Genomic DNA, 24,202 nt, shown 5'->3' with positions numbered 1-24,202 from the left:
GACATCAGTAGAAACTCCTTTCGTCATCGCTGATGCGATGCCACCCATTCCCCTTTTTGTCGCTGGCGCGACATCTGTTTTTCTCTTTGTTACCTGTGGTGACATTTCTCCCCGGCGCGGGGAGAATCTGTCCCCGCCGGGGGAAGTCTTTCTCAAAGAGGGAGGCTTTGCCGCACGGACAGGCTCCCTCTTTGAGGGGGCTGTCTGCGCAGCAGACTGGGGGAGTTTACAGCTTCAGATTCTGGCGGGTGGGGGTGAAGGTCGGGATCATCTTTGCCAGCTGCTGCACCACACCCTCGTCGTTGTGCTCTGCCGCAGCGGCAAGCTCCTGCAGCTGCCCGTAGAACTCGGCCAGATCGATGCTGCGCGGCGAAGCCACAAAAATTTTATTGTGCTGGGTGCGGCGCATCTTATCCTGCTCCTCGTCCATCATCAGCTCTTCGTAGAGCTTCTCGCCCGGACGCAGACCCACGATCTTGATCTCCATATTCACGCCCGGCTCATAGCCGTAAAAGCGGATGAGCTGCTTGGCAAGATCCATGATCTTGACCGGCTCGCCCATGTCCAGCACATAGATATTGCCGCTCTCGGCCAGCGCACCGGCCTGCAGCACCAGCTGGGCCGCTTCCGGAATGGTCATAAAGTAGCGCTCAATGTTGGGATCCGTCAGGGTAACAGGCCCGCCTTTTTTGATCTGGGCCTCAAACAGCGGAATGACGCTGCCGTGGCTGCCCAGCACATTGCCAAAACGCACAGCCACACACTTCATATCCGTGTTGCCCGCAAAGGTCTGGATGAGCATTTCGCAGATGCGCTTGGTACAGCCCATCACACTGGTGGGGTTCACAGCCTTATCGGTGGAAAGCTGCACGAACCGCTCCACGTCGTGTTCGCTGGCGCTCACCAGCAGATTTTTGGTGCCCAGAACATTGTTCTTGACCGCTTCTGCAGGGCTGACCTCCATCAGCGGCACATGCTTGTGTGCTGCCGCATGGAACACCACAGTGGGATGATATGTTTCAAAAACCTCATCCAGACGCTTTTTATCGCGGATGGAGCCAATGAGCACCGTTACCGGGATATCCCGGCCGTACTTCTGCTGCAGCTCCATCAAAAGCTCATAGGCGCAGTTCTCGTAGATATCAAAAATAAGCAGCTTGCCGGGCTTGAAGCGCATCACCTGACGGCACAGTTCGCTGCCGATGGAGCCGCCGCCGCCCGTGACCAGAACGGTCTTGCCGGTGAGGTAGCCGGAGATCTGATCGGTATCCAGCGTCACTTCCTCGCGGGAAAGGAAGTCCGCCGGGTTCAACTCGCGGAAGGCTCCCTGCTGCGGTGTACCGCTGCCCACCAGCTGCGGGTCACTGAGCAGCTGCACCGCACAATGGGTGCTGACGCACAGATCGATGACATGGTTCAGCTTGCTGCCCTTCAGGGTAGGAATGGCGATGATGATGCTGTGGATGCCGTAGCGCTTGCACAGGTCCGGGATATCCTCCAGCGTGCCCTTCACCGGCACCCCGTGGATGGTCTGGTTGAGTTTTGTGGGATCATCGTCCACCGCCACCACCGCGTGACCATATTCCTTATTGGATTTGCACACGTTGATGGCCCACGCACCGGCTTCGCCTGCACCTACGATCATCACCGGACGGTTGGGGTCCTTGCTGGCAGCGCCGCGCAGCTTTTCGCCCAGCGGGTGGTTCAGGAACAGCCGCCATGCCAGACGGCTGCCGCCCACCAGCAGGAAGATGAGCACCGCCGCCATACAGTTGGCGGAGTTGAACAGCACGCCGTGGATGCACAGACGGTTGACACAGTAGACGACAACGGTAGGCACAGCCACCGTTCCCGCCAGACGCATCAGGTCGCGTTCACCGGCATACTTCCACAGTACGGAGTACAGCCCGCTGAACAGAAAGCTGGCAATGTACACCGCCACGATCCATGGCAGATTTTCGTACAGAAGCTCACGGTTATGCGGCCACCAGGCAGCTTCCACTGCTCCGTCTGCCCGCAGCAGAAGCGCAAAATAAAAGCTGAATGCAACAATGGCTGCATCCAGCAGCACAAGCAGCGCCCGGCGCGCAAGCACCTGCGGTGTGTTCTTTTTATCTTTCACAAAAAAGTCCTCTTTTACATACGGCACAAGAGCCGCAGTTTTGGCCGGAAGGAGCTTCCGGTTTCACAGAGCATCCGGCACACCGGACAGCCCTATCTTTATATTATACTCAGAACACTGCAGAATGTCCAGAAAATTTGAATCCGCTGCCAAACTCCCTCTATTTTTTCGGTCTGCCGGGCCGGTGCGCAGCCCAGAGCGCGGCTGCTTCCTCTCCAAGGCCCAGCGGCCATGCCGCCAGTAGGAACACTCCTGTGGTAGCGCAGCCGCCTATGCCCAACGCGGCCAGCTGCAAAGGCAGCCGAGCCGCAAACCCATCCGCAAGCAGCTTCCGCAGCGCCATGCCAGCCGCCGCGGCCAGCACAGCTGCCAGTGCCGGTGCACCCAGCCAGCGGCGGAATGCATGCTGCGTGCCGCTGGAAAACAGCAGATGCCCGGTGTTGGCCGCACAGGTGTACAGGCTGGAAAGCAGGATCACTGCCAAAAAGCCCTTCATGCCAAAGCGCGGCAGCAGCGCCACCACCCCGCCAATGCGCAGGATGGAATCCCACACGCTGTAGCGGAAGGCCGCCTTCTGCTCTCCTACCCCTTTCATGGCACCGTCCACCATGCTTTCCAGATACATCAGCGGCATGGCAGGAGCCAGCGTTTCCAGATAAAACCCGGCATCCGCACTTTGGTACAAAAGCTGTGCCAGCGGCCGTCCCCACACCCAGAACAGCACCCCTGCCAGCGCGGAAAAATAGCCGGTGAGCCGCAGCATCCGGTCCAAAAGTGCGTTGAGCCGTTTGGTTTGGCCCAGAATGTGAGCCTGCGTGATCTCCGGCATCAGCAGCACCGAAAGACTGCCCAGCAGGCCAAATGGGAACGTAAGCAGCGGCAGAGCCATGCCTTTCAGTTCTCCGTACTGCTCCAGCGCGGCGGTGCGCCCGCCCGCGTTGATCAGATAGACCGCAAGGCAGGCGGGCACCAGCATATTCTCCGCCGTGTGCAGGGCGCTTGCCAATACCCGCCCGCCCTCCACCGGCCACAGGATCTCCCACAGACGGCGGGCCGGGTCTGCCGGGCGGACGGCTTTTTGCCCCGCAAAGGCACTGCGGGCATCCCGCCGGTAAAAGGCCAGCATGCACAGCGCCGACACCGCTTCGCTGACGGCGGTAGCTCCCAGCACCAGCATACAGCGCACGCCCACCGCAAGGCCCTCGGTGCGGGTAAGCGCCAGTGCCACCAGCGCGATGCGCACCGTCTGCTCCGTAAGCTGGCTGAACACATTGGGAGCCACATGCCGCCGGGCGATGAAAAAACCGCGCAGCACCGCAGACACTGCCATCCACGGCATTCCCAGCGCTGAAACGCGCAAAGCACCGACGGCGCGGACATCGCCAAGCCACAACCGGGCCGCAAGATTCGCTGTCGCCAGCTGCAGTGCAGCGGCAAACAGCCCCAGCACAAGTCCTGCCGCCAGCAGACGCCGCAGCATGCCGCGGGCTGCACCACGGGCGGAAGCCGGGCCGCTGAGTTCCTCGGCCATGAGCCGGGTAGCCGCCACCGAAACGCCCGCCGTTGCCAACGTGACGAACAGTGAATACACCGCCAGCACCAGCTGGTAAAGGCCCATCCCCTCGCCGCCCAGCTCGTTTGCCAGCCAGATGCGCAGGCCCATGCCGGCCAGCCGCAGCACCACGTCTGAACCGGTGAGCAGCGCCGCATTTTTCAAATAGCTCTGCCGCATGGCGCACCTCCTGCCGGAATGTTCCGGTTCCAGCATATGAAGCGGAGGAACAGGATATGCAAAAGCAGAGCGGCGCGGCGGGTTGTTTCCTGAGCGCTTTTATGGTATAGTAAAGGGGCGGCCTTTGCAGCCGTATTCTGTTTAAGGAGGAAGCACACGGCCAATGCCTCTGAGCCAGCCGTGCGCAAAAAGAGAATGAGCGAAGAATGTACCCATGACTGCTCCAGCTGTGGAGCAGCATGTTCTTCCCGCGATGCAGCGCCCAAGCACGATGCCCCCAACCCCAACAGCAGCGTCAAAAAGGTCATCGGCGTTGTGTCCGGCAAGGGCGGCGTTGGCAAGAGCATGACCAGCGCCCTGCTGGCCTGCGCCATGGCACGCCGCGGCTACCACTGCGGCATTCTGGATGCCGACATCACCGGCCCGTCCATTCCCAAGCTGTTCGGCATCCATGGCCGTGCCATGGCCGACGACAAGGGCTGCTGGCCCATTCAGAGCCGCATGGGCATTGATGTTATGAGCATCAACCTGCTGGTGGAAAATGAGGAAGACCCCGTTGTGTGGCGCGGCCCGGTAATCGCCGGTGCCGTCAAACAGTTCTGGACCGATGTGGTCTGGAAGGACGTGGACTTTCTGTTCGTGGACATGCCTCCGGGAACCGGTGATGTGCCCCTGACCGTGTTCCAGAGCCTGCCGGTGGACGGCATTGTTGTGGTGGCAAGCCCGCAGGAGCTGGTGAGCATGATCGTGGCCAAGGCCGTGAACATGGCTGAGATGATGAAGGTGCCCATGCTGGGCATTGTGGAGAACATGAGCTACATCGTCTGCCCCGACTGCGGCAAGCACATCAATGTGTTCGGCGAGAGCCATGTGGATGAGGTGGCTGCAAAGCACGGCCTGCCCGTGCTGGCAAAGTGCCCCATCGATCCCCAGCTGGCTGCGCTTTCCGATGCCGGCATGATCGAAACCTACGGCGGCGAGTATCTGGAAGGTGCCGCAGACGCCTGCGAAAAGCTGCTGAAGAAGTAAAAATCGTTTCTCTGCCCTGTGCCGTTTGCGTGGTGCAGGGCTTTTTGGTTGCAGAAAATATGGCTTTCTGCGCCTGCGGAATGCAGCAAAATGGAGAAAAGACGTTCTTTTCCGTATTTCTTTTGTTCTGCCATCGCTTTAAAAAACAAGGTTCTGTGCCGTTTTTTTCTTTTATTTTTCGTTTTGTGAAGCGGTCTCAACTTTTCATCTGTTTTTTTGAAGCATTTTCTGCTTTCTCGCTATTGTCAAACCCACAGAAATGCTTTATAATAATAAAGCGGTCTGCAGCCATAAGCAGGCCGGTGTGTAAGAACGGAAATCCGGGATCGTCCTACAGCGTTTTAGCAGCGCGTCCGCTGTGCGGCGGGCTGGGCGGTTTCGTCTTTTTCAAATTTTATAGAGTAATTGGGAAAAGGAGTATTCTACTATGCTGACAAATGAATACCTGAAGCGCGTTTACGAAGGTCTGGAAAAGCGCAATGCCAACGAACCTGAGTTCCTGCAGGCTGTGCGCGAGGTTCTGGAGAGCATCCAGCCCGTTGTGGAGAAGCACCCTGAGTACGAGAAGGCCGCTCTGATCGAGCGTCTGGTCGAGCCGGAGCGCATCATCACCTTCCGTGTGCCTTGGGTTGACGATCAGGGCAAGGTTCAGGTGAACCGCGGCTACCGTGTGCAGTTCAACAGCGCCATCGGCCCCTACAAGGGCGGCCTGCGCTTCCATCCCTCTGTCAATCAGGGCATCCTGAAGTTCCTCGGCTTTGAGCAGACCTTCAAGAACAGCCTGACCACCCTGCCCATGGGCGGCGGCAAGGGCGGCTCTGACTTCGACCCCCACGGCAAGAGCGACATGGAAGTGATGCGCTTCTGCCAGAGCTTCATGACCGAGCTGTACCGCCACATCGGCCAGTTCGTGGACTGCCCCGCCGGTGATATCGGTGTCGGCGGCCGTGAGGTCGGCTATATGTTCGGCCAGTACAAGCGCCTGACCAACAGCTTCCAGGGCGGTATGCTCACCGGCAAGGGCCTGACCTTTGGCGGCTCTCTGGCCCGCACCGAGGCTACCGGCTACGGCCTGTGCTACTTCACTGCTGAGGCTCTGAAGTGCATGCGCAACGACAGCTTTGAGGGCAAGACCGTGGTCATCTCCGGTTCCGGCAACGTGGCCATCTACGCTTGCGAGAAGGCTACCCAGCTGGGTGCCAAGGTCGTGACCATGTCCGACTCCAACGGCTATGTCTACGATCCCAACGGCATTGATCTGGCCTACGTCAAGGATCTGAAGGAAGTGCGCCGCGGCCGTATCAAGGAGTACGCCGAGACCCACGAGGGTGTAACCTATGTTGCAGATTGCAGCAAGGTCTGGACTGTCCCCTGCGACATCGCCCTGCCCTGCGCAACCCAGAACGAGATCAACAAGGAGTCCGCTGAGGCTCTGGTGAAGGGCGGCTGCACCGTCGTGTGCGAGGGTGCCAACATGCCCAGCACCCCGGAGGCCATCGAGGTCTACCTGTCCAACGGCATCCTGTACGGACCTGCAAAGGCTTCCAACGCAGGCGGCGTGGCCACCTCCGGTCTGGAGATGAGCCAGAACTCCGAGCGCCTGAGCTGGACCTTTGAAGAGGTCGATGCCAAGCTGAAGGGCATCATGGAGGGCATCTTCCATGCTTCCTACGATGCATCTGTGGCTGCCGGTTCCGAGGGCAACCTGATGGTCGGTGCAAACTGCGCCGGCTTCCTGAAGGTTGCTACCGCCATGATGGCACAGGGCATCACCTACTAAGTCATACCGCGTCGTCTAAGAGCCGCGCCCGCAGGGGTGCGGCTCTTTTTTGGTATAACCCCGCCCCGCTCTGCCCACACTGGCAGTATCTTATGGCAGAAAGGGAGTTTTGTATGGACGAGCAGATGTTTTGTTTTCAGTGTGAGCAGGCGGCGGGCTGTACCGCCTGCACCGGCGCAGCGGGGGTGTGCGGCAAGTCGGCCGAGACAGCCGCCGCACAGGACCGGCTCACCGGGGCGCTCATCGCGTTTGCCGGGCAGCTCATCGCGGCGGGGCGCGGCCCGACCCCGGAACAGGCCCGGCTGCTGATGCAGGGGCTGTTCACCACCATTACCAACGTGAACTTTGACCCCGCCGCCGTGGACGCGCTGACCCGCCGGGTGCACGACGCCAGCCCCGGCACCGGCCCGGACTACGACATGCAGGCCCTCTGGCGGGAACCAGACGCCGACCGGCGCAGCCTGAAATGCTTTGTGCTGTTCAGCCTGCGGGGCATGGCCGCCTACAACTACCACGCCCGGGTGCTGGGCCGCATCGACCCGGAGCTGGACCGGTTCTTCTGTACCGCCCTGCAGGCCGTGGGCGACCCCGGCCAGACCACCGACGCCCTGTGGCAGCTGGTGCAGGCCACAGGAGAAGCCAGCTACCGCTGCATGGAGCTGCTGGACGCGGCCAACACCGGCGCGTTTGGCGATCCGGAACCGGTGCAGGTGCCCCTGACCATTGAAAAGGGGCCGTTCATCGTGATTTCCGGCCACGACCTCTACGACGCACAGCAGCTGCTGGAACAGACCGCAGGCCGGGGCGTCAACGTCTACACCCACTCGGAGATGCTGCCCGCCCACGGCTACCCGGAGCTGAAGCGCCGCTACCCCCACCTCAAGGGCAACTTTGGCACCGCATGGCAGAACCAGCAGCGGGAGTTCGAGGACATCCCCGCGCCCATCCTGTTCACCACCAACTGCATCATGCCCCTGCGCGCCAGCTACGCCGACCGGGTGTTCACCACCTCGGTGGTGGCTTACCCCGGCGTGCCCCACATCGACGAAGGGCGCGACTTTTCCCCGGTGATCGAAAAGGCGCTGGAGCTGGGCGGCTACGCGCAGGACACCCTGCTGCCCGGCCTGAACGGCGGCTCCACGGTGACCACCGGTTTTGCCCGCACCGCCGTGCTGCAGCACGCGGACGAGATCGTGCAGGCGGTGCGGGACGGTAAGCTGCGGCACTTCTTTCTGGTGGGCGGCTGCGACGGTACCCGGCCCAGCCGCCGCTACTACACCGAGTTTGCCCGCCTTACCCCGCCCGACACCATCCTGCTGACCCTGGCCTGCGGCAAGTTCCGCCTGAACGACCTGCCCCTTGGCACCGTGCCGGGCACCGGCCTGCCCCGCATCCTAGACGTGGGCCAGTGCAACGACGCCTACAGCGCCATCCGCATCGCATTGGCGCTGGCCGACGCCTTTGGCTGCGGCGTCAACGACCTGCCCCTCTCGCTGGTGTTGTGCTGGTTTGAGCAGAAGGCCGTGTGCATCCTCATCGCGCTGCTGGCGCTGGGCATCCGGAACATCCGGCTGGGGCCTACCCTGCCCCCGTTCCTCTCGCCGGGGGTGGTGCGCACCCTGCAGGAACGGTACGGCCTCAAGCCCATTGCCACCCCGGAAGCCGACCTGCGGGCCATTCTGGGCAGACATTGAGCCTGCACTGTTCTCACTATAGCTACAACTGACCGCCGTACGCGGCGTTTCGCACAAGAAGCAGTGGAAAGCTGTTGTTATATTTGGTGCAGCTGTCACTTGAAGATTCTTCACGGCTCGCTATAATAATAAGTACCGGAACAAAGGCGTTCCGCAAGGGTAAAGTCTGCCCTTGCGGGGCGCTTTTCTTTTTTGTCAGAATGCGGAGGGTGCCGCACCGGTGAGGATTTTAGATAAGGATGGGAAAGTCTATGGAAAACTTTACAGAGCAGAAAAACACCCTTGGTCTGTACGATCCACAGTTTGAGCACGATGCCTGCGGCATTGGCGCTGTGGTGGATATCAAGGGCCGCAAAAGCCACCAGACCGTGGACGATGCACTGGCCATTGTGGAACGGCTGGAGCACCGTGCCGGCAAGGATGCCGAGGGCAAGACCGGCGACGGTGTGGGCATTTTGCTGCAGATCAGCCACAAGTTCTTCTCCAAGGTGGCCGAAGAACTGAACATCAGCCTTGGCAACGAGCGCGAGTACGGTGTGGGCATGTTCTTCTTCCCCCAGAGCGAACACCTGCGTGCGCAGGCCATGAAGCTGTTCGAGGTGGTCACCCGCAAGGAAGGCCTCGAATTTCTGGCATGGCGCAAGGTTCCCGTGAACCCGGATGCCGTGGGCCAGAAAGCCCGCGACTGTATGCCTGCTATCTGGCAGTGCTTCATCAAAAAGCCCGCCAAGGTGAGCAAGGGCATCGATTTTGACCGCAAGCTGTACATTGTGCGCCGCGTGTTCGAGCAGGCCAGCAACGGCACCTATGTGCCCAGCCTGTCCAGCCGCACCATCGTGTACAAGGGCATGTTCCTTGTGCACGACCTGCGCCTGTTCTATACCGACCTGCAGGACGAGGATTATGAATCCGCTATCGGCATGGTGCACAGCCGCTTCTCCACCAACACCAACCCCAGCTGGATGCGCGCACACCCCAACCGCTTCATCCTGCACAACGGCGAGATCAACACCATCAAGGGCAACACGGATGCCATGCTGGCCCGTGAAGAGAGCATCTCCAGCTCCATCATGCAGGACGACATGAACAAGATCCTGCCCATCATCAACACTTCCGGCTCCGATTCCGCCATGCTGGATAACGCGCTGGAATTCATGGTGATGAACGGCATGGATCTGCCGCTGGCCGTGATGATCACCATTCCCGAGCCGTGGGAGAACAACAAGAACATCAGCCAGAAAAAGCGCGATTTCTACCAGTATTATGCCACCATGCTGGAGCCTTGGGATGGCCCCGCTGCCATCCTCTTCTCGGACGGCGACGTGATGGGCGCTGTGCTGGACCGCAACGGTCTGCGCCCCAGCCGCTATTACATCACCAAGGACGGCCGCATGATCCTGTCCTCCGAGGTGGGTGTGTTGGAATGTGAGCCGGATAATATTTTGGTCAAGGATCGTCTGCGCCCCGGCAAAATGCTGCTGGTGGACACCGTGAAGGGCGAAGTGGTGGACGACGAAAAGCTCAAGGAGTTCTACGCCAGCCGTGAGCCTTACGGCGAGTGGATCGACCGCAACCTTGTGGAGCTGGCCAGACTGAAAATTCCCAACGTGAAGGTGGAAAGCTACACCGGCGATCAGCTCACCCGCCTGCAGAAGGTGTTCGGCTACAAGTATGAGGATGTGAACACCATGATCCTCTCCATGGCACGGGCAGGCGCAGAGCCTTCCGGCGCTATGGGCACCGACACCCCGCTTGCTGTGCTGAGCAACCAGCATCCGCCGCTGTTCAATTACTTCAAGCAGCGCTTTGCGCAGGTCACCAACCCGCCCATCGATGCCATCCGCGAAAAGGTGGTCACTTCCACCAGCGTGTATATTGGCGCACACGGCAACCTGCTGGAGGACAAGCCCGAGAACTGCAAGGTGCTCAAGGTGCACAACCCCATCCTGACCAGCACCGACCTGCTCAAGATCAAATACATGAACGTGCCCGGCTTCAAGGTAGCCACGGTGTCCATCAACTACTATAAGAATACCAGTCTGGAAAAGGCCATCGACCGTGTATTTCTGGAGGTTGACCGCGCCTACAAGGATGGTGCAAACATCATCATCCTTTCTGACCGCGATGTGGATGAATACCACGTGACCATTCCCAGCCTGCTGGCAGTTTCCGCGGTTTCGCAGTACCTGATCCGCACCAAGAAGAGCACCGCACTGGCCCTGATCCTGGAAAGTGCAGAGCCGCGCGAGGTGCACCACTTTGCCGCTCTGCTGGGCTACGGTGCCTGCGCCATCAATCCCTATCTGGCACATGAGACCATCGGCCAGCTCATCGACGAAGGCCTGCTGGACAAAGATTACTATGCAGCCGTGGAGGACTACGACAACGCCATCCTCAGCGGCATTGTGAAGATTGCCTCCAAGATGGGCATTTCCACCATCCAGAGCTACCAGAGCAGCCAGATCTTTGAGGCTGTGGGCATCTCCAAGGATGTCATCGACAAATACTTCACCGGCACGGTGAGCCGTGTGGGCGGCATTACCCTTTCGGACATTCAGGCCGATGTGGAAGCCCAGCACAACGCAGCCTTCGACCCGCTGGGTCTGGACATCAACATGGAGCTGGCCGACAGCGGCGCACACAAGTTCCGCAGCGGCAAGGAAGAACACCTGTTCAACCCCCAGACCATCCACCTGTTCCAGAAAGCCTGCTGGACGAACGACTACTCGGCTTTCAAGCAGTTCACCAGCACCGTGGACAATATGGGTGCTGACGGCGTGCATCTGCGCAGCCTGCTGGACTTCAACTATGCTCCTGACGGCGGCATCCCGCTGGAAGAGGTGGAGCCGGTAAGCTCCATCGTCAAGCGGTTCAAGGGCGCAGCCATGAGCTACGGTGCCCTGAGCAGTGAAGCCCATGAGACCATTGCCATTGCCCTGAACCGTCTGGGCGGCCGCAGCAACACCGGCGAGGGCGGCGAACCCGAAGAGCGCTACCACAGCGAGAGCAATTCCAAGATCAAGCAGGTGGCTTCCGCACGCTTTGGTGTGACGAGCAAATACCTCGTTTCTGCGGAAGAGATCCAGATCAAGCTGGCACAGGGTGCAAAGCCCGGTGAGGGCGGCAACCTGCCCGGTGCCAAAGTATATCCGTGGATTGCAAAGACCCGCCACAGCACCACCGGTGTGGGCCTGATCTCTCCCCCGCCGCACCACGATATCTACTCCATCGAGGACCTTGCAGAGCTGATCTACGACCTGAAGAACGCCAACCGCAGCGCCAACATCAATGTCAAGCTGGTCAGTGAGGCCGGCGTTGGCACCATTGCGGCCGGTGTTGCCAAGGGCGGCGCACAGGTCATTCTGGTGTCCGGCTACGACGGCGGCACCGGTGCAGCACCGCGTACTTCCATCAAGCACGCTGGCCTGCCGTGGGAGCTGGGCATCGCCGAGACCCATCAGACCCTGATCCTGAACGGCCTGCGCACCCGCGTGCGCATCGAGAGCGACTCCAAGCTACTCTCCGGCCGCGATGTTGCCATCAGCTGTATGCTGGGCGCAGAGGAGTTCGGCTTCGGCACTACCCTGCTGATGGCCGAGGGCTGCGTGATGATGCGTGTGTGTAATCTGGATACCTGCCCCATGGGCATCTGCACCCAGAACCCGGAGCTGCGCAAGAACTTCAAGGGCAAGCCGGAATACATCATCAACTACCTCACTTTTGTGGCCGAGGAGCTGCGCGAGTACATGGCAAAGCTGGGCGTGCGCACCATCGATGAACTGGTGGGCCGCACCGACCTGCTCAAGGTCAAGCCTGCCGCACCCGGCAGCCGCGCTTCCAAGATGGATCTCGACTGCATCCTGCACAACCCTGCCATCGAGAACAGCAATGTTCACTTCGTGAAGGAGGACACCTACGACTTCCATCTGGAAAACACCCTCGATATGAAGGTGCTGATGAAGAAGTTCAAGCTCAGCAGCAAGAATGCCCAGAGCGTGACGCTGGATGTCTCCAACACCGACCGCGCCTTTGGTGCCATCTTTGGCAGCGAGATCACCCGCAAATACGGCAACAGCCTGCCGGATGATGTTTACACCGCCCACTGTGTGGGTGCAGGCGGCCAGAGCTTTGGTGCCTTCATCCCGGGCGGCCTGACGCTGGACCTTGTGGGCGACTGCAACGACTACATGGGCAAGGGCCTGTCCGGCGGCAAGATCGTCGTGCGCCCGCCCAAGGGCATCACGTTCAAGCCCGAGGAGAACATTATCACCGGCAACGTGGCCCTGTACGGTGCTACCAGCGGCAAGGCGTTCATTTCCGGCGTGGCCGGTGAGCGCTTCGCCGTGCGCAACAGCGGTGCCACCGCCGTTGTGGAGGGCGTTGGCGACCACGGCTGCGAGTACATGACCGGCGGCACGGTGGTGGTTCTGGGCCAGACCGGCAAGAACTTTGCAGCCGGTATGACCGGCGGCATCGCCTACGTGCTGGACGAGAACTGGGACTTCTACCAGCGCGTGAACAAGGAGACCGTCAGCCTGGAGCCTGTGGAGCACAAGTACGATGTTGCCACCCTGAAAGAGCTGATCCGCGAACATGTGGAGGCCACCGGCTCTCCCCGCGGCAAAGAGATTCTTGACAACTTCAGCGAATTCCTGCCCAAGTTCAAGAAAGTTCTGCCCTACGATTATGACCGTATGCTGCGTGTGATCGCATCCGTTGAGGAGCGCGGTCTGGACGGCGAGCAGGCACAGATCGAAGCATTCTACACGGTGCAGAAGAAGAAGTAAGGAGGGCAGCGTTATGGGTAAGACAACTGGATTTATCGACTATACGCGCAAAACCAGCACGGATGTTCCGCCGCTGGAACGCATTGAAAACTTTAACGAATTTCACGTCTGGCTCTCCCGCGAGGAGCAGCAGACGCAGGCAGCACGCTGCATGGACTGCGGTGTTCCCTTCTGTCAGGCCGGCATGATGATCGGCGGCATGGCCTCCGGCTGCCCGCTGAATAACCTCATCCCGGAGTGGAACGACCTTGTTTATCATGGCAAGTGGGAGCTGGCCATGCACCGGCTGATGGCCACCAACCGTTTTCCGGAGTTCACCAGCCGGGTGTGCCCTGCCCTGTGTGAAGCGGCCTGCACCTGCGGCGATGTGACCGGCAGCAGCGTGACCGTGCGCGAGAACGAGCACGCCATTATTGAGACGGCTTACGCCAAGGGCTGGCTGCACGCCGCACCGCCGCCCTCCCGCACCGGCAAGAGCGTAGCCGTGGTGGGCAGCGGCCCCTCCGGCCTTTCGGTGGCTGAATACCTGAACAAGCGCGGCCACGCCGTGACTGTGTTCGAGCGTGCAGACCGCGTGGGCGGCCTGCTGATGTACGGCATCCCCAACATGAAGCTGGACAAATCCGTCATCGAGCGCCGCATCAAGATCATGCAGGCCGAGGGCGTGGAGTTCCGCACCAACATGGATGTGGGCGGGGCTGTTGCCGCCGAAGAGCTGCTGAACGGCTACGATGCCGTGGTGCTGTGCTGCGGTGCCAAGAAGGCCCGCGACCTGAATGTGCCCGGCCGCGATGCAAACGGCGTGCACTTTGCCGTGGACTACCTGACCAGCGTGACCAGAAGTCTGCTGGACAGCCAGTTCGCGGACGGCAAGGCCATCGATGCCAAGGGCAAGAATGTTCTGGTGATCGGCGGCGGTGATACCGGCAACGACTGTCAGGGCACGGCCCTGCGGCAGGGCTGCACCGATCTGGTGGCACTGGAAATGATGCCGCAGTCGCCCAAGGAGCGTGCAGCCTCCAACCCGTGGCCGGAGTGGCCCCGTGTGCTGAAGGTGGACTACGGTCAGACCGAGTGTCTTGCAAAGTTTGGCAAGGACCCGCGCGTGTACCAGACCACCGTGAAGGAATTTTTGAAGGATGATGCAGGCAATCTGACCGGTGCTATCATCTCCTACCTAAAGCCGGAGCGGAACCCCGAGACCGGCCGTACCAGCATGGTGCCCACCGGTGAAGAATTTACCTACAACTGCCAGCTGGCGTTCATCGCCGCAGGCTTTACCGGCTGCGAAAGCTACGTGGCCGATGCATTTGGTGTGGAGCTGACCGCCCGCGGCAATGTGGCAGACCACAGCTTCAAGACCAACGTGGAAAAGGTGTTCGTTTGCGGCGATATGCGCCGCGGCCAGAGCCTTGTGGTGTGGGGCCTGCGCGAAGGCCGCGACTGCGCCGCCGAGGTAGACCGCTACCTGATGGGCTACACCAACCTCTAACTAAGCCATTCTCTTTCCTATCCTAAACAAGCAGAAGCGGGGGCCTTTGCAAGGCTCCCGCTTCTGCTTTTGTTTTTTAGTCTGTATTGTATTCCGGTTCCGTGGGGGTAGGATCTGTTGTTTCCGGAGGGGCCGGCTCTGTCGTGGTGGGTTCGGTAGCGGCGGGTTCTTCCGGTGTTACCGTGATCTGCACACTGGGGTCTGCCGCAATATACACGGTGATCACCGTGCCCACTTCCACCTTGGTGCCCGGCTCCTCGCTGGTTCGCACCACGCAGCCGGATGCATAGGAGCCATCGTTCACCACCATAAAGCAGCTGGCCACAAGGCCCCGGGCTTCCAGTTCCTTTACCGCGCTATCCTGCGTAAAGCCGATGATATTGGGCATCTCGGCCATCTGCGGGCCTTTGCTCACCACCAGCTGTATGGTCTCCCCTGCCTTGAGCACAGTGTCCGCGCTCGGCTCCTGCTGGATGATCTGGCCCGCCGGGGCGGTATCGCTGTATTCCTCGGTGACGTAGAACAGATACATGCTGGTATATTCCCGGTTGTTCTGCACCTGCGTGTAGTCCATGCCAATAAAGTTCGGCACAAGGTTCTGCGGCACCATCACCTCGCTGCTGGCCGGTTCCGACTCCGCAGCCGACGCGGCAGGCCGGTGGATGTGCTGGCTCAGCACGCTCCACAGCGTGAGCAGAATGAGGATGGACAGCAGGATCACAATGCCCGCCAGCAGCGCTTTTAAGCTGAGCAGATGCTCCTTGCGTTCCGGCTCCGGCTGGGCTGTGCGCACCGGAGTCTCCGGCTTCATGGTGCGGGTCAGCTCGGCGGTGTATTCCTTGGAAGAAAGGGCCTGATACAGCTGCGGCACGGTCTGGATGCGCTCCATGGGCCGCAGGCGCAGGCCCAGCTGCAGCACTTGCGAGACGTACAGCGGCAGGCTGCCGTTCACCGATTTTGCGCGTGGGTTGGAGTCTGCCACAATGCGCTGCGCTGCAGGCACCGGGGCCTGCCCGCACACCATGCGGTAGAACACGGCCGCAAGGCTGTATTCATCGGTATAGCGGCCCTCGAACTCTGCGGTGGAATACTGCTCCGGGGCGGAATAGCCTTCGTACAGCTGTTCGTGCAGGCCGCTGCCCGCCGTGCGCAGGCCCACCGTGGCATAGCCTGCCAGACGGCAGCGGTCGTTTTCCATCACGCGGATGTTCTCCGGGCAGATACCGCGGTGCACCAGACCGATCTTGTGCATGGCGGCTACGCCTTCAAACACCGGCTGCAGCATGGTGCAGGCATCGTCCGGGCGGATGGTGCCGGGGTGGTTTTCCAGCCACTGATCCAGCGGGGTGCCGCCCAGATTTTCCAGAATGGCGTAAACGCTGTTATTGGCTTCCACCACATCCAGCACGGCTTCCAGACCATTGGCCGGAGTGATGCGCTGGATGGAGCGGTACAGGTCCGCAAAATCCATGCGGGTGGTCTTGAACAGCACCTCACTGCCGGTCTTGGGCCGCAGGGTGCTTTCTGCCGTGCGCTCCGCCGTGAGGGTAATGGGCAGATATTCCTTGATGGTCACCCGGAAACGGCCCAGATTCTCTGCGCCGCGGTAGAGGATGCCCTCGCCGTCGATGCTCAGCATTTCCCCTACGGTGTAGCGCCCGGCCAGCACGGTGCCCACCGGCAGGGTGCCGCCGGGGTTGCGCCCGGCAAAGCTTTTGCCGCAGTGCGGGCAGCTTTGTGCTGCTCCGGGCAGCGGCTGCAGGCAGTATGGACACAGGCGTGTTGCTTCCATTGTGGTCTCCTTATACCGTTTTGCGCCGCAGCAGGCTCATGGGCGGCAGCTCCGGCGTGGGAATGGTGTATTTTTCCATGGCATGCGGGGTGCTCTCCACCCGTTCACCGGCTTCGTTTTCGATCCACTCAGGGTTCAGCGGAATGCTGCGGCCATCCGGGCAGAGGGCTTCCAGAGTGTCGCCCAGGCTCCACTTGCCGCGCTGCTGGCAGGAGGCAACGCCGTTCTCCCAGCCGTCCACCGTGCCCACAAACTCCCACTCGCGGATGTAAGTAGCGCTGTCGGTGGCCTGTCTGGCCTGCTCGCGGCCAAAGTAGAAGCCCGGCGAGTAATGGCGGTGGCTGGTACGGGTAAGCTCCTCGTACACTTCAGCAGGCAGCTCAAAGTTGTCGTTGAGCGGGTCGGCCAGATAAGCGTCCAGCGCCCTGCGGTAGGCGGCGGTAACGCTTGCCACATAGTAGAAGGTCTTGGCACGGCCCTCGATCTTCAGGCTGTCCACACCTGCCTTGCAGATCAGATCAAGGAAAGGCGCGGTGCACATATCATTGGCGTTGAGGATGTAGCTGCCGTTCTCGTTCTCGCCGATCTCGTACAGCTGGCCCGGACGGGTCTCCTCGCTGAGATAGTATTTCCAGCGGCAGGGCTGGGCGCACTGGCCGCGGTTCGCGTCGCGGCCCGCCATGTAGTTGGAAAGCAGGCATCGGCCCGAAACGCTCATGCACATAGCACCGTGCACAAAGGCTTCAATCTCCAGCTCCGGCGGTGTTTTATCGCGCAGGATCGCAATATCCTGCAGGGACATCTCACGGGCCAGCACCACGCGCTTTGCGCCCATGTTGTAGGCGGCGCGAGCCGCAGCCCAGTTGGTGATGCCTGTCTGGGTGGACATGTGCACATCGATGTCCGGTGCAAAGGTCTTGCAGGCATCCAGCACACCAAGGTCTGCCACGATAAAGGCATCCACACCGGCCTTGGCTGCTTCCTTGATGGCCTCGGGCAGGCGGTCGGCTTCCTCGTTGGTGGGCAGGGTGTTCATGGTCAGGTAGACCTTGCGGCCACGGGCGTGAGCGTAGATGACACCCTCGGCCAGCTGTTCCGGCGTAAAGTTGGCCGGAGCAGACCGCATTCCAAATTCAGGCAGGCCGCAGTAAACGGCATCGGCACCGTAGTTGATGGCATAGCGCAGGCGTTCCAGATCGCCTGCCGGGGCCAGCAGTTCCGGGATTTGCAGCATAGTTCAAATTCCTCTCATTTTTCCGTATTCACAGTTTTGTTCACTTGTGCTGCCTTCTGGCAGTTTGCGCTGTGTTCGCTCAGGGTGCGGGCATAATAATAGCTGCCCTTGAGGTCGGTCACAAAGAAATAGGCATCCTTGGCCTCCTCATTGGGCTGAGGGGCCAGCGCTGCCTTGATGGCCGCAATGCCGGGGTTCGAGATCGGCCCGGCAGGCAGGCCCTTGCAGCTGTAGGTATCATACGCAGCCACGATATTTTCCGGGATATTATCCCAGCCGCCATAGTAGGGTGCCACCCAGTTCCAGAGGTAATTGTTGTCACTGTCGCTCTGGATATAGCTGGAGGTGTTGCTCTGCAGGCGCGGGTAGGGCGAATCCGCAGCCAGACGGTTGCGGAACACCTGTGCCACGTTCGAGTCCTGACTGTTGCCCGCTTCCTCCTGCACAAAGGATGCCAGTGTGATCAGCTGGGGCAGGGTCATATCCTGCTTTTTAAGTTCTGCATACATCTCATCGGTGATCTGTGCATCGAACTGGGCATAGAAGGTGGCTACATAGTTGTGCACGGTGTCGTCCTTTAAGAATTCGTAGGTTTCCGGGAAGAGATAGCCCTCGCACTTCATAAAGCGGTCCGGCGCGTCGGCATCGTCCGGCACGTACTGCCAGAAGGTGTATTCGCTGAAATCGCCCTCGTTAGCTTCCTTCAGGAAATCCTCGGCGCTGCACAGCCCGGCGGCTTCCATCTTCTGGGCAATGGCAATGGCCGTGGTTCCCTCTGGGATGGTCACGCGCACCGTTTCGGCCTTGGCGTAGGTGGACAGGACCGCAATAATGGCATCGTAAGAACAGGCGCTCTTCTGCAGGGTAAAATCGCCATACTGCAGCTTTGATGCCGCACCCTTTTGCCCCACATACCAGCGGAACAGATAGGCTGAGCGGATCACACCCGCATCCTTGAGCTTTTGCGCAATGACGGAAACGCCGCTGCCCTGCGGGATGCTCACCGTTACCTCCGTGCCGGGTCTGCCATTGCCGCTGATCTCGTTGTGCGCAAACAGCAGCGCCCCGCCAACGGCCAGCGCCAGCAGTACCACCAGCACCAGCAGGATCTTCCCTACACCGCCTTTTTTGCGGGTGTTTTTTTCGTGTGCCATAAGCACCTTCCTTTTATCTTAGTTTTCCAGCATCAGGCGCATGTAGCTTTCGGCTACATCAAAGGGTTCGGCATCAAAGCGGATCATGCCGTAGTCCTGCCGGGTGCCCTCGCCGAGGAACAGCGGCTGGGATGCGCCCACGGTAATGACCGCCTTTTCCACGATGACTTCCTTTTCGCGGGCGGCTTCCATCAGTACTTCGGCGGCGCGGTCATTGTCGGCCTGCAGCTCCACAAAGTAAAGCGTATCCTCCTTGCGGAAATAAATACCATAGCCGTGGGCGCTGGAAACGATGGTGGCACCGGAGGAGTACAGATCTCCCAGCACCACGGCCATGCGCTCCGGGGTCAGCTGCACGGTATCGGGCCAGAAGCGCTCCCGCAGCTCACACAGCTTTTTGGCGGTGACGGAATCAAACTCCGCCTGACTCCACAGGTTGCGCTCCACCTCGCGCGGCAGGCAGCGCAGGGCGAAGGCCCATGCAAAGCCCTTATCCTGCAGCAGTGCGGCCTGCTCCGGGCTGGTGGGCACTGCCACCGTAAACCCTGCGCCGCGCAGCTTCTGCTGGGCACACAGATAGTCCACAAGGCCCGCCAGGATCAGGCTGCCCTCGCCGCACAGACCGTACAGGTAGGTGCCGCTGCGGCCCTGCAGCGTGACCGGCACAGCCAGCACCACCGCAGCGATCTCGTCATTTTCCTCGGCCACATAGACGTTCTGCTCGCCTGCAAACTGCTCAATGGCCTTTTTGGCAAATTCTTCTGATTCATTGCGCTGGCTCTGCCATAAAGCCAGCACTGCCGGTTTATCTCCCGGCTGCATCAAACGATACATCTGTCAGGATGCCCCCTCTTATCGAAAATTATGTCAGCTGCTTCAACACGATCTCCTGCACTTCGGCCTGAATGTCTTCGATGCTGCGCATGTTGTCCCCGCTGGTGCAATGCACGACGGCCCAGCCAAGGTGCGCGGCACAATACTCGGCGGCGCAGCGGCTGCGGGCAAGATACTCGGTATCCTTCTCGTGCACATCCTTCCTGCTCTCGTCGCCGTGGTAACGCTGGGTCATAAGCTTCTGGCTCACGGCGGGGTCTACCTGTAAGTAGATCACCTCATCCGGCGCAGGCAGGCCCAGCAGATGGAACTCAAAATCAAACAGCCAGCCGAGAAAACTCTCCCACTGCTCCGGCGGCAGCTTGGAGCACTGGTGCACCGCGTTGGAGGTGGTATAGCGGTCGGCAATGACGATGCCGCCATTCTCGTAAAAACTGCCCCAGTCTTTTTTGTAGCTGGCGTAGCGGTCCACCGCGTAAAAGCTGGAGGCCGCATAGGCGTTTACATCGTCCGGGTGCTGGCCGAACTGCCCTGACAGATACATTTTTACAAGGGCGCTGGAGTCGCTCTCATAGTTCGGGAAGGTGATCTCCCGCACAGAAAAGCCCTGCTCCTTTAAATGTGCTGCCAGCAGCTTTGCCTGCGTGGCCTTGCCGCTGCCGTCCAGCCCTTCCAGTACGATCAGTTTTCCCTTGCTCATACGCCTGCAGCCTCCTTGATGGATGCATATTTTGCGCGCACCTCAGCGGTTTTGCCGCAGCACATTTTTCCCTCCGGGCAGGGGCCGCTCACACAGGCCGGGCCGGACTTTGCAAAGATATGCGGTGCCACCGGATACACCAGCTCAAACATTTTTTCGGCCAGCTCCCGGATCTCCCACTGGGCGCGGCTGCAGCAGCGCAGGTGGAAAAAGTTCTGCAGGCTGCGGGCATTCATGGTGACCACCATCTTGGTCTCGCAGGCGTTGGGCAGTACAAAGCGGGCATCCTCGTTGGCCTGCTTGCTGGCCTTGGCGCGGGCCTGCTTTTCCGGCATTCCCTCAGCCATCAGGCGGGCGGTGTGGCCTTCTTCCAGCTTGTGGGCAAGGTCGAGGTAGCGCTTTGCGTCCTCTTCCATGCTGGCAAGGAAAGCTTCCTTTGCTTCCGGGATGGCTTCGATCTCGGGCGGTACCACATAGCGGAAATCGTCCAGCCGCACATAGCGCTGGCTCTGCACACTGAAGGATGCAATGCGGTGGCGGGTGATCTGCGCCAGCAAAGTGCGGCTGACCCCCTCGATGCCAAAGGTGAAGCTGGCATGTTCAATGGGGCTGGCATGGCCCAGATCGCTGAGCATGGTCAGGAACTTCGCGGTCTTTTCCTCGGTCAGGCCGTCCAGCAGGTCGGTGATGTGCGCATCGGAATAGCAGAGCTTTGCCGCTGCAGCCACCACCTTTTCCGGTTCCGGGGTATGTGCAATCAAACGAACAGTCATCATAAGTGTGTTATTCCTCCGCAGTGATTTTGGTCAGGGGCGCAAAATTGGCCATGGTCTTTTTGATGCCCACCTTTTCAAAGTTGATCTCCACGATCTGATCTCCGGCGGCAGGCTTCACAGCCACTACCTGACCGCGTCCGAACACCTTGTGCTCCACAAGATCGCCCGGCTCATAGTGTTTTGCGCCTTTTGCAGCGGTTTTTGCTGCCGGTGCGCCTGTAAAGGAGATTTGCTTTGCAGATTTTTTTCGCGTTGTTCCGTCAGAATATGCAGAACTGTAATCAGAACCATATTCCGTACCTGCGCCGCTGCGGCCATAGCCGGAACTATATCCGCTCTGGCTCTGGCCCCGGTTTGCATAGGCCGAGCCAAAGCCGCGGCCCTCGTCCGCGTTGTATTCGCGGTTCAGGTAGCCGCTGCGATTGCTATAGCCGCTTCCGTAACCGCCCGAACCGTACCCACTGGCGCTGCGGCCCCATCCGGACGGCCCGGAGTAACCGGACGCACCACCGGGCACCGTATCACGATAGCTGTCGCCCCAGCCGCCAAAGCGGGAGCGCTGTTCCAGTACCGGGCTGCGGGTCTCCTCGATATACTCCGGCTCGATCTCCCGCAAAAAGCGGCTCGGCTCGTTGCGCTGGGTGCGGCCATACAGCATCCGGGAAACGCTGTTGGAGATATACAGCTCCTTCTTGGCGCGGGTGATGCCCACGTAGGCAAGGCGGCGCTCCTCTTCCAGATCAGCTTCGGAATACTTGCTCATCTCGCTGGGGAACACGCCCTCCTCCATGCCAATCAGGAACACATACGGAAATTCCAGACCCTTGGCGGAGTGGATGGTCATGAGCACCACCTGATCGGCGCTCTCGTTATAGCTGTCGATATCGCTGATGAGGGCGATATCTTCCAGATAGCCTTCCAGCGTAGCTTCCTCACCGTGCTGGTCGCAGTAGTTCTTGACGTTATTCACCAGCTGACCAAGGTTCTGCAGGCGGTCAGCCGCATCCTCGTGGCCCTTGGCTGCATCGGCTTCCAGCATGGCCTTATAGCCGGTCAGCTCGATCACATCGGCTGCAAACTCGTCCAGCGTGCGGATCTCCAAAGAATCCTGCAGGCGCTGATAGATCTGCCAGAACTTGAGCAGCGGCATTACGGCGCGGCTGAGCTTTGCGTATTGGTCGGCATGGCCGATGATGTCCAGCATGCTCACGCCCTCCTGCGCGGCCAGATCGGCAATGACCTCCACGGTGGTGGCACCGATCTTGCGGGCAGGCTCGTTGATGATGCGGCGCAGGCGCACATCATCGCGGGGGTTCGCCACGATGGACATGTAGGAATGGATATCCTTGACCTCTTTGCGGTCGTTGAAGCGCTGGCCGCCCACGATCTTGTGGGGGATGCCTGCACGGGTAAAGTAGCTTTCGATGGGGGCCGATTGGGCGTTCATGCGGTAGAGGATGGCGTGGTCGGCCAGATGTCCGCCCTCTTTCAGGTGCTGGCCGATCACATCCGCGATGTGGCTGGCCTCGTCCTGCTCGTTCTCGGCGGTGTACACCTGCACCTTATCGCCCTCGCCATTGCTGGTCCACAGGGTCTTGCCCTTGCGCTCGGTGTTGTGCTGAATGACACAGTTCGCAGCGTTCAGGATATTGGACGTAGAGCGGTAGTTTTGTTCCAGACGGATGGTCTTAGTGCCCGGATAAATGCGCTCGAAATTAAGGATGTTCTCAATGGTAGCGCCGCGGAAGCGGTAGATGCTCTGGTCATCATCGCCCACCACGCAGATGTTCTTTTCCGGGCCGGTGAGGAGGCTCACCAGACGGAACTGGGCCACACTGGTGTCCTGATACTCGTCCACCAGCAGATAGCGGTATTTGTTCTGGTAAAAATCCCGCACATCCTTATGCTCGGCCAGCAGCTGCACGGTCTGGTAGATCAGGTCGTCAAAGTCGAATGCTCCGGCTTCCTTCAGGCGCTTTTCGTAGGCCGCGTAGATGCGGGCCGTCAGCGCGCCTTTGGTATCTTTTGCGGGGCTGGCAAGGGCCTGTTCCGGGCTGACAAGCTGATCCTTCCATCGGCTCATCTGGTTGATCGCAGCCTTGATGGGCAGGAACTTATCGTCCACATTCAGGTCTTTGTAGACAGCCTTCATCACGCGCTGGGAATCATCGGTATCGTAGATAGTAAAGCTGCGCGGGTAGCCGATCTCCTCCGCCCAGCGGCGCAGGATGCGTACACAGGCCGAGTGGAAGGTGGAAGCGAACACTTCGTCGCCCTCCTCGCCGCCCAGCATCCGGCGCAGACGTTCCTTCAGCTCCCCTGCTGCCTTGTTGGTAAAGGTAATGGCCATCACGTTCCAGCTGCGCACAGCGTTCTGGCGCAGCATCCCGTCCAGCCAGCTGGGGGCGGCAGTGCCGGTCATGATGGCGTTGCGCAGAGCCTTGATATCGTCCTCCGTGGCCGGGCGCGGTGTCTGTTTGGAGCCGTGGGCCGAGCCGAACCGGATGAGGTTTGCAATGCGGTTTACCAGCACGGTGGTCTTGCCGCTGCCTGCACCAGCAAGGATGAGCAGCGGGCCATCGGTGGTGAACACTGCCTGCCGCTGCATATCGTTCAGGCGGCCAAACTGTTTTTCGATATAGGTATCGCGCAGAGCGCAGAATTCCTGTGTGAGATCTGTTGCCATGGTTTCCCCTGTTCCTTTTATGTTTATACTATCAAAATACAGTATACCACATTTCAAAACGATTGAGAATAGCCGCCGCGTTCGCTCTGGCTATTTTCAGCGGAAAAAATATTCTTATAATTTGTAACTCCGAAAAGCCTGCGGGCTTTTCGGAGTTACTTTTTCACGAAAGAGGTCGTAGAGAAAAATTGCATCTGATAAAACAGCAGCCGTTTTTCGTTACGGCCTTTTTGTGAAAATGTGTTTGGAGCAGCCCGCAGGCTGCGACAAACACGAAATAAATAATATAATTTCCTTATTTTATGCCCAAAGCAAACGCGGCGGGCATTTCAAATCGTAAAACAAAAACCGCCCGGCAGCTCTTGCGAACCGACGGGCGGAAAAATGCTT

At 59.9% G+C, this 24,202-nt stretch carries 14 protein-coding genes; 5 read left to right on the top strand and 9 right to left on the bottom strand.

All coding sequences use genetic code 11. The features are described 5' to 3' along the window. Nucleotides 1–226 precede the first annotated feature (226 nt). Together WMO17_RS09115 and WMO17_RS09110 are read right to left on the bottom strand one after the other, a co-directional pair. Entirely contained in the window at nucleotides 227–2,122 is a 1,896-nt protein-coding gene (locus WMO17_RS09115; protein ID WP_097782240.1) for a polysaccharide biosynthesis protein, read from the bottom strand. A 160-nt stretch (nucleotides 2,123–2,282) separates the two neighbouring features. After that, nucleotides 2,283–3,854, bottom strand: coding sequence for an oligosaccharide flippase family protein (locus tag WMO17_RS09110; RefSeq protein WP_349137940.1), 1,572 nt, complete (start codon nucleotides 3,852–3,854; stop codon nucleotides 2,283–2,285). Between the two features lie 195 nt (nucleotides 3,855–4,049). On the opposite strand from WMO17_RS09110, the gene WMO17_RS09105 reads away from it, so the two are divergent. The 5 genes from WMO17_RS09105 to WMO17_RS09085 all read left to right on the top strand — a co-directional run bounded on the left by WMO17_RS09105 (nucleotide 4,050) and on the right by WMO17_RS09085 (nucleotide 14,636). Continuing rightward, nucleotides 4,050–4,883: an Mrp/NBP35 family ATP-binding protein gene (locus WMO17_RS09105; protein ID WP_044953699.1), complete on the top strand. Its 834-nt coding sequence runs from the start codon at nucleotides 4,050–4,052 to the stop codon at nucleotides 4,881–4,883. Between the two features lie 427 nt (nucleotides 4,884–5,310). Continuing rightward, complete coding sequence (gene gdhA / locus WMO17_RS09100; protein WP_349137939.1) at nucleotides 5,311–6,663, top strand: NADP-specific glutamate dehydrogenase; 1,353 nt, start codon at nucleotides 5,311–5,313, stop codon at nucleotides 6,661–6,663. Nucleotides 6,664–6,776: 113 nt separating this feature from the next. Continuing rightward, nucleotides 6,777–8,357: a hydroxylamine reductase gene (gene hcp / locus WMO17_RS09095; protein ID WP_349137938.1), complete on the top strand. Its 1,581-nt coding sequence runs from the start codon at nucleotides 6,777–6,779 to the stop codon at nucleotides 8,355–8,357. Between the two features lie 251 nt (nucleotides 8,358–8,608). Then, nucleotides 8,609–13,144, top strand: a complete 4,536-nt coding sequence (gltB, locus tag WMO17_RS09090; RefSeq protein WP_349137937.1) for a glutamate synthase large subunit — start codon at nucleotides 8,609–8,611, stop codon at nucleotides 13,142–13,144. A 13-nt stretch (nucleotides 13,145–13,157) separates the two neighbouring features. After that, a complete protein-coding gene (locus WMO17_RS09085; protein ID WP_349137936.1) occupies nucleotides 13,158–14,636 on the top strand; it encodes a glutamate synthase subunit beta in 1,479 nt (492 codons plus the stop codon). A gap of 76 nt (nucleotides 14,637–14,712) precedes the next feature. On the opposite strand, the gene WMO17_RS09080 is transcribed toward WMO17_RS09085, so the two are convergent. Genes WMO17_RS09080 through WMO17_RS09050 form a run of 7 tightly spaced genes read right to left on the bottom strand, consistent with a single transcriptional unit; the run spans nucleotide 14,713 to nucleotide 23,812 of the window. After that, nucleotides 14,713–16,428, bottom strand: coding sequence for a PASTA domain-containing protein (locus WMO17_RS09080; RefSeq protein WP_349137935.1), 1,716 nt, complete (start codon nucleotides 16,426–16,428; stop codon nucleotides 14,713–14,715). 10 nt (nucleotides 16,429–16,438) lie between these two features. Continuing rightward, nucleotides 16,439–17,662 carry a peptidase U32 family protein gene (locus tag WMO17_RS09075; protein WP_097782215.1) on the bottom strand — a complete coding sequence of 408 codons (1,224 nt, stop codon included), beginning with the start codon at nucleotides 17,660–17,662 and terminating at the stop codon, nucleotides 16,439–16,441. Between the two features lie 14 nt (nucleotides 17,663–17,676). After that, the gene (gene mltG, locus WMO17_RS09070) at nucleotides 17,677–18,816 is read right to left on the bottom strand and encodes an endolytic transglycosylase MltG (RefSeq protein ID WP_005941479.1); all 1,140 of its coding nucleotides are present in this window, start codon (nucleotides 18,814–18,816) and stop codon (nucleotides 17,677–17,679) included. Nucleotides 18,817–18,834: 18 nt separating this feature from the next. Then, the gene (locus WMO17_RS09065; RefSeq protein ID WP_349137934.1) at nucleotides 18,835–19,650 is read right to left on the bottom strand and encodes a GNAT family protein; all 816 of its coding nucleotides are present in this window, start codon (nucleotides 19,648–19,650) and stop codon (nucleotides 18,835–18,837) included. Between the two features lie 28 nt (nucleotides 19,651–19,678). Then, the gene (locus WMO17_RS09060; RefSeq protein ID WP_349137933.1) at nucleotides 19,679–20,350 is read right to left on the bottom strand and encodes a dTMP kinase; all 672 of its coding nucleotides are present in this window, start codon (nucleotides 20,348–20,350) and stop codon (nucleotides 19,679–19,681) included. Further along, a complete protein-coding gene (thyX, locus tag WMO17_RS09055; protein WP_120081495.1) occupies nucleotides 20,347–21,126 on the bottom strand; it encodes an FAD-dependent thymidylate synthase in 780 nt (259 codons plus the stop codon). Before thyX ends, WMO17_RS09060 begins: the two co-directional genes overlap by 4 nt. Nucleotides 21,127–21,133: 7 nt before the next feature. Beyond that, nucleotides 21,134–23,812 carry an ATP-dependent helicase gene (locus WMO17_RS09050; RefSeq protein ID WP_349137932.1) on the bottom strand — a complete coding sequence of 893 codons (2,679 nt, stop codon included), beginning with the start codon at nucleotides 23,810–23,812 and terminating at the stop codon, nucleotides 21,134–21,136. Between the last annotated feature and the right edge of the window lie 390 nt (nucleotides 23,813–24,202).

This window comes from Faecalibacterium faecis, assembly GCF_040096475.1.
Taxonomy (GTDB): domain Bacteria; phylum Bacillota; class Clostridia; order Oscillospirales; family Ruminococcaceae; genus Faecalibacterium; species Faecalibacterium taiwanense.
The sequence above is the reverse complement of the archived record's forward strand: the minus strand, read 5'-3'. Positions and strand labels throughout refer to the sequence as shown.

Excerpts from the sequence above, each read along its gene's own strand:
- WMO17_RS09080 (WP_349137935.1), bottom strand. The coding sequence starts at position 16,428 with ATGGAAGCAACACGCCTGTGTCCATACTGCCTGCAGCCGCTGCCCGGA.
- WMO17_RS09105 (WP_044953699.1), top strand. The coding sequence starts at position 4,050 with ATGAGCGAAGAATGTACCCATGACTGCTCCAGCTGTGGAGCAGCATGT.
- gltB (WP_349137937.1), top strand. The coding sequence starts at position 8,609 with ATGGAAAACTTTACAGAGCAGAAAAACACCCTTGGTCTGTACGATCCA.
- WMO17_RS09065 (WP_349137934.1), bottom strand. The coding sequence starts at position 19,650 with ATGTATCGTTTGATGCAGCCGGGAGATAAACCGGCAGTGCTGGCTTTA.
- WMO17_RS09110 (WP_349137940.1), bottom strand. The coding sequence starts at position 3,854 with ATGCGGCAGAGCTATTTGAAAAATGCGGCGCTGCTCACCGGTTCAGAC.
- WMO17_RS09060 (WP_349137933.1), bottom strand. The coding sequence starts at position 20,350 with ATGAGCAAGGGAAAACTGATCGTACTGGAAGGGCTGGACGGCAGCGGC.
- thyX (WP_120081495.1), bottom strand. The coding sequence starts at position 21,126 with ATGATGACTGTTCGTTTGATTGCACATACCCCGGAACCGGAAAAGGTG.
- hcp (WP_349137938.1), top strand. The coding sequence starts at position 6,777 with ATGGACGAGCAGATGTTTTGTTTTCAGTGTGAGCAGGCGGCGGGCTGT.
- WMO17_RS09050 (WP_349137932.1), bottom strand. The coding sequence starts at position 23,812 with ATGGCAACAGATCTCACACAGGAATTCTGCGCTCTGCGCGATACCTAT.
- WMO17_RS09075 (WP_097782215.1), bottom strand. The coding sequence starts at position 17,662 with ATGCTGCAAATCCCGGAACTGCTGGCCCCGGCAGGCGATCTGGAACGC.
- mltG (WP_005941479.1), bottom strand. The coding sequence starts at position 18,816 with ATGGCACACGAAAAAAACACCCGCAAAAAAGGCGGTGTAGGGAAGATC.
- gdhA (WP_349137939.1), top strand. The coding sequence starts at position 5,311 with ATGCTGACAAATGAATACCTGAAGCGCGTTTACGAAGGTCTGGAAAAG.
- WMO17_RS09085 (WP_349137936.1), top strand. The coding sequence starts at position 13,158 with ATGGGTAAGACAACTGGATTTATCGACTATACGCGCAAAACCAGCACG.